Genomic DNA, 12,239 nt, shown 5'->3' with positions numbered 1-12,239 from the left:
CCGGTGTTGAAACTACAAGGCTACGCCGCGGCGTTCTGACGGCGCGAGTTCGTCGAGAAGCGTGCGAATGACACCGGCCATGCTGGCATTCATGTCTCTGCGCCACAGTGCGAAGGCAACGTTGGCCTCGACGAAGCCTTCGGGCGAGCCGCAGTCGAACGTCCGCCCGCGGTAGTGGTAGCCGTAGAAGGACTGTTGCTTCTGCAGCTTCAGCATTGCATCGGTGAGCTGGATCTCGTTGCCGGCGCCTTTTTCCTGACCTTCGAGTATCTTGAATATCTCCGGCTGCAGGATATAGCGCCCGTTGATGTAGAGGTTCGACGGCGCCGTGCCGGTCTTCGGCTTTTCCACCATGCCGGTGATGCGGAAACCGTGATGCGCGTCCTCGCCGCGGCCGACAATGCCGTATTTGTGCGCCTCGGCCGGATCGCATTCCTGCACGGCGACGATGTTGTTGCCGGTCTCGGCGTAAAGCTCGACCATGTCCTTCATGCAGCTTTTTTCCGACTGCATGATCATGTCGGGCAACAGCAGCGCAAAGGGCTCGTCGCCGACGAGCTCGCGCGCGCACCAGACGGCGTGACCAAGGCCGAGCGGTACCTGCTGGCGGGTGAAGCTGGTCTGCCCCGGCGCCGGCTGCAGCCGCTGCAGGCGGGCGAGCTGGTCGTCCTTGCCGCGCTGCGCAAGCGTGTCGTAGAGCTCGAACTGGACATCGAAGTGATCCTCGATGACCGCCTTGTTGCGGCCGGTCACAAAGATGAAATGCTCGATCCCGGCTTCGCGCGCCTCATCGACCACATACTGGATGACCGGCCTGTCGACGACCGTCAGCATTTCCTTGGGAATGGCCTTGGTGGCGGGGAGAAAGCGCGTGCCGAGACCGGCAACCGGGAACACTGCCTTGCGAACTCTCTTCATGTGCCAATTATCCATTTGCATGACTGTTCGGCAATCCCGATTCGAGACATTTTCATGCCGAAATCGAGGATTACTGAACGGCGGGTCAGAAATCTCAGCTGGTAAAGCATTGACGCATCTTTTCACCCCGGACGACACCTATGGTAAACCAAATGCTAACCGGGTTCGGCGATGAATAGTCTTCCTGAGATGAAGAAGGAGGAAAAGATGTCCGTTCGCAACGCCGCAAGGCGCTTCACCAGCGTCCTGACGGCCGCCAGCCTCTCGCTTGCCTTGCTCATGCCCAGCGGGTCGGCTTTTGCCGATGCCGGCTTCCGCCAATGGGTCGCCAGCTTCCGTGCTACCGCCGTGGCGAGCGGCGTTTCCGGCTCCGTCTACGACCAGGCATTCAAGGGCATCAACGATGCTGACCCGGTGGTGCTGGAAAAGGCCCGTACTCAACCCGAATTCACCGCACCCGCTTGGGATTATTTCGACAACCGCGTCCATGACCAGTCGGTCGCCGTCGGCCAGCAGATGGCAAGGAAATGGAAGCCTTGGCTGGACAGGATCGAGGCAAGATACGGCGTCGACCGCTACATCCTGCTGGCCATCTGGTCTATGGAATCGAACTACGGCGAAACCCTCAAGCGCGATGATATCATGCGCAATGTGGTGCGCTCGCTGGCGACGCTTGGTTATGCCGACCCGAAGCGAGCGAAATTTGCCCGCACCCAGCTGATCGCGGCGCTGAAGATCCTGCAGACCGGCGACATCGACGAAAGCCATCTCAGCGGCTCATGGGCCGGCGCGATGGGCCATACCCAGTTCATCCCCACCAGCTACCAGTCCTATGCGGTCGATATGGACGGCAACGGCAAGCGCGACATCTGGAATTCGATTCCCGACGCACTGGCGACAGCCGCCAATTTGCTGAGGAAGAACGGCTGGCAAGCAGGCAAGACCTGGGGTTATGAGGTCAGCCTTCCGGACGGCAAGAAGCTGCCCGGAGGCTCGAAGTCGCTGTCGCAATGGCAGGCGCTGGGGGTCAGCCGTGCCAACGGCAAGCCGTTCAAGAACGGTGCGGACAAGGCGACGTTGAAGCTGCCCGGCGGCCGCGGCGGGCCGGCTTTCCTGATGATCAAGAATTTCTCGGTCATCAAGCGTTACAACAATGCCGACAAATATGCGCTCGCCGTGGGCCTTCTTGCCGACGAAATTGCCGGCTATGGCGGGCTTGTGCAGGACTGGAAGCGACCGTTTACCAAGCTCTCCTTCGAGGAAAGGCAGGAGCTTCAGAAGCGACTTTCCGAGCACGGCTATTACGACGGCAAGTTCGACGGCAAGATCGGTGACGGATCGAAAACCGCCATCATGGCCTTCCAGGCAAAGGCCGGCTTGACCCAGGACGGGTATCCGAGCAAGGAAGTGCTCAAATGGCTCAGGCAGAACTAGAGCCGGTTGCGGGATGGAGAGGGTGATTGGTTTCGGCTGCGCGCATCCGGTTAATCGTTCGTCGCGTGCCGATCCTGGTTCTGGCGATCGCCGTTCTGGCAGTCGGCGCCGCCAGTGCCTTTCATACCTCGGCCATGGCGCAGGAGCCGGAAAGTCGTGGCTGGTCGCTGCGCGACCTGTTGTTTCCGCGCAGAAGCGAGCGGTTTGAGCAGCCGCCGCCCGAATTCCAGAGAGAATTCCAGAGAACAAAGCCCAGGCCCAAGCTGAGAAAGCCCCGGTCAGTTCGCCGGCCGCCGCCGGCCGAGCCGACAACCCCGGTGGCCGAGAAGGCGCCGGATGCACGCGTCGTTCTGGTGGTCGGCGATTTCATGGCGTCTGGGCTGGCTGAGGGGCTCGACGCCGCCTTTGCCGAGAACACCGGCGTCAGGATCGTCGTCCGTGCCAACGGATCGTCCGGCTTCGTGCGTGACGATGTCTACAACTGGCCAGACCAGGTCAAGTCGCTGATCGCTGCCGAAAAACCGGCAGCCGTCGTCGTCATGCTCGGATCCAACGACCGGCAGCAGATGCGCGTCGGCGATGTGCGCGAGCAGCCGCGATCCGAAAACTGGACCAAGGAATACGAGCGCCGGACCGAAGCGTTCGGCAAGGCCATCGCAGCAACCAAGGTGCCGTATCTGTGGGTTGGCATGCCGGCCTTCCGGGTCTCGAAAATGACCTCCGACATGCTGGCCTTCAACGACATCTTCCGCTCGTCCGCCGAAAGCCACGGCGGCGAATTCGTCGACGTCTGGGACGGGTTCGTCGACGAGAACGGCGCCTTCATCACCAGCGGACCGGACATCAACGGCCAATCGGTGCGCCTGCGCTCCGACGACGGCATCAACATGTCGAAGGCCGGCAAGCGCAAGCTCGCCTTCTATACCGAAAAGCCGCTGATGAAGATCCTTGGGCTGGCCGCGCCGGGAAGCGTGGTCCCGGCTTCTGCCCCGGCCGGCGCTCCCGTCGAGGCGCCGTCACCTGCTGCCGCACCGATAGCTGTCGATCGCACCGTGCCGATGCTGCTCAGCGATCCGGCGCTGGACGGCGGCTCGGAACTTCTCGGCGCCGCCCCGCCGGCAAAAGCGGACAAGCATTTGCCGGGCGAAAGGCTTGTCATCGAGGGCAAGGCGCCCGACGCCTCACCGGGCCGTGCCGACGATTTCTCGTGGCCACCCAAGACACAGCCTGCGACGGCGGCCGCATCCGATACGACGACGGCGATCCGCCAGTAAACAGAACCTCTTCGGAACGGGCTCAGCGCGGCAGCACGCTCGATCCCATCAGCGCCTCGTCGATGGCGCGCGCCGCCTGGCGGCCCTCGCGGATCGCCCAGACGACCAGCGACTGGCCGCGCCGCACGTCGCCCGCCGTATAGAGCCTTTCGACGCTGGTCCTGTAGTCCCGGTCATTGGCCTCGACATTCTTCGAACGGCGGCTGTCGGTGACGATCTTCATCTGCCCGTCGAGTTCCGAGACCGGCCCGCGAGCGGCTGGCCCGGCAAAGCCGATGGCGATGAACGCGAGATCGGCGCGGATGACGAATTCGGTGCCGGCGATTGGCTTGCGCTTTTCGTCGACCTCGCAGCATTTGACCCCGGTCAGCTGGCCGTCCTCGCCGATGAATTCAAGCGTCGCCACCTGGAATTCGCGCTCGGCGCCTTCGGCCTGCGACGATGACGTGCGCATCTTGGTCGCCCAGTAGGGCCAGACCGACAGCTTGTCTTCCTTTTCCGGCGGCTGCGGCCGGATGTCGAGCTGGGTGACGCGCACCGCGCCCTGGCGGAAGGCGGTGCCGACGCAGTCTGAGGCAGTGTCGCCGCCGCCGACGACGACGACATGCTGGCCGCCGGCGACGATCGGGCGCGACGGCCATGCGACCGACTGGATCGGCTCGCCGCCGATACGCTTGTTCTGCTGCACCAGATAGGGCATGGCGTCGTGCACGCCGTCGAGATCGTCGCCCGGGATGTTGGCCGGGCGCGGCGTTTCGGAACCGCCGCAATAGAGCACGGCATCATATTCGGCGAGCAGTTCGGCGACCGGCTTGTCGACGCCGACATTGACGCCGCAATGGAAGCTGACACCTTCGCCCTGCATCTGCTCGATGCGCCGGTCGATATAATGCTTCTCGATCTTGAAATCGGGGATGCCGTAGCGCATCAGCCCGCCCGGCCGGCTCTCGCGCTCATAGACGTGAACGTCATGGCCTGCGCGGCCGAGTTGCTGGGCAGCCGCCATGCCTGCCGGCCCCGAGCCGATGATCGCGACGCGCTTGCCGGTCTTCCGTTCCGGCGGATAGGGCCGGATATGGCCGGTTTCATAGGCTTTGTCGGCAATCGCCTGCTCGATCGTCTTGATGGCGACCGGAATATCCTCGAGGTTCAGCGTGCAGGCTTCCTCGCAAGGTGCGGGGCAGATGCGGCCGGTAAATTCCGGAAAATTGTTGGTCGAATGCAGGTTGCGGATCGCGTTTTCCCAGTCGCCATTGTAGACGAGGTCGTTCCAGTCCGGGATCTGGTTGTGGATCGGGCAGCCGGTCGGTCCATGGCAATACGGAATGCCGCAATCCATGCACCGCGCGGCCTGTTTCTCGACCTCCTTGTCCGACATCGGCAGCGTGAACTCGCGGAAATGCCGGATGCGGTCGGAAGCCGGCTGGTACTTGTGCACCTGCCGGTCGATCTCGAGAAACCCTGTTACCTTGCCCATAGTCCAGTCCCTACTGTCCGGAAGGCACGCCTGGCGACGCACCCGTTAACCTCATAAGGCAGCTGTGGCAACCTTCAGTCCGAGGTCAGGATTGTTGATGAAGAGGGTTGCCGGGACGCACGGCCTCCCGGCAATTTCCAAATCTATTCCGCCGCCACGTTCATGCGCATCCGCTCCATCTCGATCAGCGCGCGGCGGTATTCGACCGGCATGATCTTCCGGAATTTCGGCCGGAAAGTCGCCCAGTCGTCGAGGATTTCGCGACCTCGTACCGAGCCGGTGTAGTGGACGTGGTTGGAGATCAGCTGGTAGAGCCGCTCCTCGTCATGGCTGGTCATATCGCCGGATACGTCGACACGGCCCTTATGGTCGAGATCGCCGCCATGGTGGAGCAGCTTTTCCATCAGGTCGTCCTCTTCCGGAACCGGCTCCAGCTCGACCATCGCCATGTTGCAGCGTTCGGCGAAATCACCCGCCTCGTCGAGCACATAGGCGACGCCCCCCGACATGCCGGCGGCGAAGTTGCGGCCGGTCTGGCCGATGACGACGACGATACCGCCGGTCATGTATTCGCAACCATGGTCGCCGACGCCTTCAACGACGGCGGCGACACCCGAATTGCGCACGGCAAAACGCTCGCCGGCAACGCCGCAGAAATAGGCCTCGCCCTCGGTTGCGCCGTAGAGCACGGTATTGCCGACAATAATGGACTCGGCAGCAACGATTTTCGTGTTCTCCGGCGGGCGGATGACAATGCGGCCACCCGACAGGCCCTTGCCGACATAGTCGTTGGCAGCGCCCACCAGTTCGAACGAGACACCGCGCGCCAGGAAGGCGCCAAAGGACTGGCCGGCCGTGCCGGTGAGCTTGACCGAGATCGTGTCCTCGCGCAGGCCCTTGTGCTTGAAGCGCTTTGCCACCTCGCCCGACAGCATGGCGCCGGTCGAACGGTCGACGTTGCGAATCGGCAGTTCGATACTGACCGGCTGCCTGGCTTCGAGCGCCGGCTTTGCGAGTTCGATCAGCTTGCGGTCGAGCACGTCGTCGATCGGATGCTTCTGCCGCTCGGTCCAGTGCACCGCCTCGTGCGGCGCATCGGGCTTGTAGAACATCTTGCTGAAGTCGAGCCCGCGTGCCTTCCAGTGCTGGATCAGCTCGCGCTTTTCCAGAAGGTCGGTGTCGCCGATGATCTGGTCGAGATGGGTGTAGCCCATCTCGGCAAGCAGCGCCCGCACCTCTTCCGCCACATAGAAGAAGAAGTTGATGACGTGCTCGGGCGTGCCCTTGAAGCGCTTGCGCAGCACCGGGTCCTGTGTCGCGACGCCGACGGGGCAGGTGTTGAGATGGCACTTGCGCATCATGATGCAGCCGGCCGCGATCAACGGCGCGGTCGAAAAGCCGAACTCGTCGGCGCCGAGCAGTGCGCCGATAATGACGTCACGCCCGGTGCGCAGGCCGCCATCGACCTGCAGCGCGACGCGCGACCTGAGGCCGTTGAGCACCAGCGTCTGGTGCGTCTCGGCAAGGCCCATCTCCCATGGGCTGCCGGCATGCTTGAGCGAGGTCAGCGGCGAGGCACCGGTGCCGCCGTCATAGCCTGATATGGTGATGTGGTCGGCACGCGCCTTGGCGACGCCGGCCGCAACCGTGCCGACGCCGACTTCCGAGACCAACTTGACCGATACGTCGGCCGCCGGATTGACGTTCTTCAGGTCGTAGATGAGCTGCGCCAGATCCTCGATCGAATAGATGTCATGATGCGGCGGCGGCGAGATCAGGCCGACGCCCGGCGTCGAATGCCTGACCTTGGCGATGGTCGCATCGACCTTGTGGCCCGGCAGCTGGCCGCCCTCGCCGGGCTTCGCCCCTTGCGCGACCTTGATCTGCATCATGTCGGAATTGACCAGATACTCCGCCGTGACGCCAAAGCGTCCCGAAGCGACCTGCTTGATTGCCGAGCGTTCGGGGTTCTTGCCGCCGCCCGGCAGTGGCAGATAGCGGTCGGCCTCTTCGCCGCCCTCGCCGGTGTTCGACTTGCCGCCGATGGCGTTCATGGCGCGCGCCAGTGTCGTGTGCGCTTCCCTGGAGATCGAGCCGAAGGACATCGCCCCGGTCGAGAAGCGCTTGACGATATCGGCCGCCGGCATCACCTCGTCGAGCTTGACCTTCTTACGCCCGGTCTCTTGCGCAAGCTTGATCTTGAACAGGCCGCGAATGGTCTGCGCCTGCGCCGTCTCGCTGTCGATTTGGGCGGAATAGTCCTTGAACGTCTCCCACGAGCCTTGGCGCACGGCGTGCTGCAAGGTCGCCACTGCGTCGGGCGACCAGATATGGGCCTCGCCGCGCATGCGGAACATGTATTCGCCGCCGACCTCGAGGCTGTTGCGCAGCACCGGGTCGTTGCCGAAGCCGTCGGTGTGGCGGCTGACCGTTTCGGCGGCGATCTCGTCCAGCCCGACGCCTTCGATCAGCGTCGCCGTGCCGGTGAAGTACTTCTGCACGAAGTCCGACTTGAGCCCGATGGCGTCGAATATCTGCGCGCCGCAATAGGACTGGTAAGTGGAGATGCCCATCTTGGACATCACCTTCAGGATGCCCTTGCCGATCGACTTGATGTAACGGGAGACGACTTCGTAGGCATCGACCTCCGCCGGCAATTCGCCACGCTTGTGCATGTCGAGCAGCGTGTCGAAAGCGAGATAGGGATTGATCGCCTCGGCGCCGTAGCCGGCGAGACAGCAGAAATGATGCACCTCGCGCGGCTCGCCGGATTCCACGACGAGCCCAACCGACGTGCGCAATCCCTTGCGGATCAAATGATGGTGCACGGCCGCAGTCGCCAGCAGTGCCGGAATGGCGATGCGGTCCGGGCCGAGCTGACGGTCCGACAGGATGATGATATTGTAGCCGCCGGCGACCGCCGCCTCGGCGCGCTCGCATAGCCGGTCGATGGCGCCCTGCATGCCGGCCGCGCCTTCATTCGAACCGTAAGTGATGTCGATCGTCTTGGTGTCGAAACGGTCTTCGGTGTGGCCGACGGAGCGCAGCTTCTCCAGATCGCCATTGGTCAGGATCGGTTGGCGCACTTCGAGCCGCTTGCGGCGCGAATTGCCGACAAGATCGAAGATGTTGGGCCGCGGCCCGATGAAGGACACCAGGCTCATCACCAGCTCCTCGCGGATCGGGTCGATCGGCGGATTGGTGACCTGTGCGAAATTCTGCTTGAAATAGGTGTAGAGCAGCTTTGATCTGTCCGACATTGCCGAAATCGGCGTGTCGGTACCCATCGAGCCGACCGCTTCCTGGCCGGTGGTCGCCATCGGCGACATCAACAGCTTGGTGTCCTCCTGGGTGTAGCCAAACGCCTGCTGGCGGTCGAGCAGTGAGACATCCCTGCGCAGGGCGCGCGGCTCGACCGGGTTCAGATCCTCGAGGATGAGCTGTGTGTTGGCGAGCCAGCTCTTGTAGGGGTGCCTGGTCGCGATCTCCGACTTGATCTCCTCGTCGGAAACGATGCGGCCCTTGTCCAGGTCGATCAGCAGCATGCGGCCGGGCTGCAGCCGCCACTTCTTGACGATCCTTTCCTCCGGCACCGGCAGCACGCCGGCTTCCGAGGCCATGATGACGCGGTCGTCGTCGGTGACGATGTAGCGTGCCGGCCGCAGCCCGTTGCGGTCGAGCGTGGCACCGATCTGGCGGCCGTCGGTGAAGGCAACCGCCGCCGGCCCGTCCCACGGCTCCATCAGGGCTGCGTGATACTCGTAGAAGGCCTTGCGGTCCTGACCCATCAGCTTGTTGCCGGCCCAGGCTTCCGGGATCAGCATCATCATGGCGTGGGCGAGCGAATAGCCGCCCTGCGTCAGGAATTCGAGCGCATTGTCGAAGCAGGCGGTGTCGGACTGCCCTTCATAGGAGATCGGCCACAGCTTCGAGATGTCGTTGCCGAACAGTTCGGAATCGACCGAGGCCTGCCGCGCCGCCATCCAGTTGACGTTGCCGCGCAGCGTATTGATCTCGCCATTGTGGGCGACCATGCGGTAGGGATGCGCCAGCTTCCACGACGGGAACGTGTTGGTCGAGAAGCGCTGGTGGACCAGGATCAGCGCCGTCTCGAAACGCGGGTCGGTGAGGTCCTTGTAGTAGGCGCCGACCTGATAGGCCAGGAACATGCCCTTGTAGACGATGGTCCGCGACGACATCGAGACGACATAGAAGCCGTTGTCGACGCCTTTGGTCTCCTCATGGATACGGCCGGAAATGACCTTGCGCAGGATGTAGAGCCGCCGCTCGTAATCGTCGTCGTTCTCGATCTCGGCGCCGCGGCCCAGGAATACCTGTCGGTGCACCGGCTCGGAAGCGGCGATGTCGGGCGCCTTGGACAGCGACGAATTATCGACCGGCACGTCGCGAAAGCCGAGCAGCGGCTGGCCCTCGAGTTGCGCCACCTCGGCGATGATGCCTTCGATATGCGCCTGCAGCTCCGGGTCGCGCGGCATGAACACATGGCCGACTGCATAGTGGCCGGGCTTCGGCAGTTCGACCCCTTGCTTGGCCATCTCCTCGCGGAAGAAGCGGTCCGGCAGCTGCACCAGCACGCCGGCGCCGTCGCCCATCAGCGGATCGGCGCCGACGGCGCCGCGATGCGTCAGGTTTTCGAGCACGGCAAGGCCGTCCTCGACGATCTGATGCGACTTGCCGCCCTTCATGTTGACGATGAAGCCGACGCCGCAGGCATCATGCTCGTTGCGCGGATCATAGAGGCCGTGCGCGGCATAGCCGGTGCTGGTTCGCCCAATATTGGTCAGGGACGGATTTTTGACGGCTGCCGCTTTCGTCTGCGCGGCGTTCGTCGCAGATGGCGTCATGTCCGTCATCGTCCTGTCCTCCGTTCCGCCCCCTTCGGGCGCTGGTTTCCGTCGGGAAGCGCGTGGCTCCCCTTCCAATCTTGCGGCACGTCTTGCGAAATTCTTGCCGACCGTGCGGCTTTCCGCATGGTTCGCATATGGTATTCGTACAGGCCGGAGCCAGGCTGTCTAGCTGTCGCTCGCGGCAATGCCGCAGAGGCGCAATCATATGCCAATGCGGCCAGTTTTGTGCGACAAAATAAGACAGCACTACTGTCCTAAATTTTTATGACAGAAATTTTGGATGCACACAAGACCGATTCACAAAATTCTTGAAGCTTTCGCGACAGAAAATTGCGCGGAACGCCGTGTCAGCGTAGCCTTCGGTCGCTGCATCTACGCTCATGCGTTTCGCTGGCTTTAGCGGATTTTCGGCATCTGCCACTTGCGGCCGGCATGCGAAAGCGGCCAAGCTCGCATCGATTTCCCCAGCATAGGCAGACGCATGATTTTCGCTTCCGACAATTGGGCAGGCGCCCATCCCCGTATCGCTGCCGGCCTGTCGGCCCATGCCGACGGCTTCTCCACCGCCTATGGCGACGGTGCCCTCGACAAGGCCGTTTACCAGCGCTTCAATGAAATCTTCGAATGCGAGGTCGCGGTGTTTTTCGTCGCCACCGGCACCGCTGCCAATTCGCTGTCGCTGACTACCTATAACAAGCCAGGCGGCATTTCCTTCTGCCATCGCGAATCGCACGTCATCGAGGACGAATGCGGTGCACCGGAATATTTCACCGGCGGTTCGCGGCTTTATACAGTCGAAGGCGCACTCGGCAGGATCGATGCCGGCAATCTGGAACGGGCGGTGGACCGTTTCGCACCCGAAAACGTCCATTCCGGGCGGCCGGTTGCCGTTTCGATCACCCAGTCGACCGAAGTCGGCACCGTCTACACGCTGAACGAAATCGCCAGGATTTCGGCGATCGCAAAGCAGCATGGACTGCCGCTGCACATGGATGGGGCCCGCTTTGCCAATGCGCTCGTCGCGCTGGAAACGACGCCGGCCGAAATGACCTGGAAGCATGGCGTTGACATCCTCTCCTTTGGCGGCACCAAGAATGGCTGTTGGTGCGCCGAGGCGATCGTGCTGTTCGACCTCGAGCGAGCCGAGGAATTGGCCTTTTTGCGCAAGCGCGCGGCCCAGCTGTTCTCGAAATCGCGCTTCATCGCCGCGCAATTCGATGCGTATTTCAGGGGTGGGCTATGGCTCGACACAGCACGGCACGCCAATGCGATGGCGGCACGGCTCGCCGCGGCGATAGAAGATTCCCCTTCGGCCCGGCTGGCCTGGCTGCCGCAGGCGAACGAGGTCTTCGCAGTCATGAAAAACGCCGAGGCCGAAAGAATGCAAGCGGCAGGGGCGGCCTTCCACGACTGGCACAGGCCGCTCGGCTACGACAGCTACATTGGCGAAGACGAAGCGCTCTATCGCTTTGTCACCAGCTTCGCGACCACGCCCGACGAGGTCGACCGTTTCGGCTACCTGCTCGCCGGATAGCAAGCCTTGCCCACCAGCAAAAAGAGCGGCGCATTGCTGCACCGCCCTTTCTTCCCGGGGAGTTGGCGTCCCGGAGTTTAGCTGCCTGGCTTAGGCGGCAGTCTTGGCCTCGATCTGCTTGGCCTTGGCCGGAGCCGAGGTGATCGCGATCTTGCGCGGCTTCAGCTCTTCGGGGATGTTGCGCTTGAGGTCGACGAAGAGCAGGCCGTTCTTCAGCGCGGCGCCGACAACCTCGACGTGATCGGCAAGCTGGAAGCGGCGCTCGAAGGCTCGGCTGGCGATACCGCGATAGAGCAGTTCGGAGCCTTCGCCATTGCCTTCCTCCTTGCGCTCACCCTTGACGGTCAGCACATTGCGGTGAGCTTCGATCGAAATCTCATCTTCCGAGAAGCCGGCCACAGCCATCGAGATGCGATAGGCATCCTCGCCCGTGCGCTCGATGTTGTAAGGCGGATACGTCTGGCCTTCCGGCTGCGCAAGCGAATCGAGCATGGTGAACAGCCGGTCAAAACCGACGGTCGAACGGTAGAGCGGGGAAAAATCAACGTGACGCATGGTGTGTTCTCCTGTTGAGCAACAAGGTTGCGTATGGCCGGTGCGAAACCCGTGACGGCGTTCCGGATGGGCCAGCGGCCCCGACATTGGCGACCGCATGACAAATTTGGGAAGCCGGCGACGGCATTTCAAGATTTTCCCGCGTCCGAACGGGACCGGTCCCGGCCCACGTCCCGATG

General features: G+C 62.9%; 7 protein-coding genes. 3 read left to right on the top strand and 4 right to left on the bottom strand.

Going from position 1 to position 12,239, the window contains the following annotated elements:
- Window positions 1-12: 12 nt before the first annotated feature.
- Window positions 13-918 (bottom strand): UTP--glucose-1-phosphate uridylyltransferase GalU, encoded by a 906-nt coding sequence (gene galU / locus X773_RS47525; RefSeq protein ID WP_023675387.1) that lies wholly within the window; start codon window positions 916-918, stop codon window positions 13-15.
- 207 nt (window positions 919-1,125) lie between these two features.
- Between galU and X773_RS47520 the strand changes: the two genes are divergently transcribed.
- A complete protein-coding gene (locus X773_RS47520) occupies window positions 1,126-2,352 on the top strand; it encodes a lytic murein transglycosylase (RefSeq protein ID WP_023675386.1) in 1,227 nt (408 codons plus the stop codon).
- 26 nt (window positions 2,353-2,378) lie between these two features.
- Window positions 2,379-3,626, top strand: a complete 1,248-nt coding sequence (locus X773_RS47515) for a DUF459 domain-containing protein (protein ID WP_023675385.1) — start codon at window positions 2,379-2,381, stop codon at window positions 3,624-3,626.
- A 22-nt stretch (window positions 3,627-3,648) separates the two neighbouring features.
- Here the strand turns inward: X773_RS47515 and X773_RS47510 are convergent, their stop codons facing one another.
- Both X773_RS47510 and gltB read right to left on the bottom strand, forming a co-directional pair.
- Window positions 3,649-5,103, bottom strand: coding sequence for a glutamate synthase subunit beta (locus X773_RS47510; protein WP_023675384.1), 1,455 nt, complete (start codon window positions 5,101-5,103; stop codon window positions 3,649-3,651).
- Between the two features lie 143 nt (window positions 5,104-5,246).
- Complete coding sequence (gene gltB, locus X773_RS47505) at window positions 5,247-9,977, bottom strand: glutamate synthase large subunit (RefSeq protein ID WP_023675383.1); 4,731 nt, start codon at window positions 9,975-9,977, stop codon at window positions 5,247-5,249.
- A 475-nt stretch (window positions 9,978-10,452) separates the two neighbouring features.
- On the opposite strand from gltB, the gene X773_RS47500 reads away from it, so the two are divergent.
- Entirely contained in the window at window positions 10,453-11,505 is a 1,053-nt protein-coding gene (locus X773_RS47500; protein WP_023675382.1) for a low specificity L-threonine aldolase, read from the top strand.
- A gap of 90 nt (window positions 11,506-11,595) precedes the next feature.
- Here X773_RS47500 and X773_RS47495 read toward each other — a convergent pair whose 3' ends face one another.
- On the bottom strand, window positions 11,596-12,060 hold the full coding sequence (locus X773_RS47495; protein WP_023675381.1) for an Hsp20 family protein: 465 nt from the start codon (window positions 12,058-12,060) through the stop codon (window positions 11,596-11,598).
- Between the last annotated feature and the right edge of the window lie 179 nt (window positions 12,061-12,239).

This window comes from Mesorhizobium sp. LSJC280B00, assembly GCF_000502835.1.
GTDB lineage: Bacteria > Pseudomonadota > Alphaproteobacteria > Rhizobiales > Rhizobiaceae > Mesorhizobium.
Note: the sequence above shows the minus strand (reverse complement) of the source record. Positions and strands in the feature narration are given on the sequence as shown.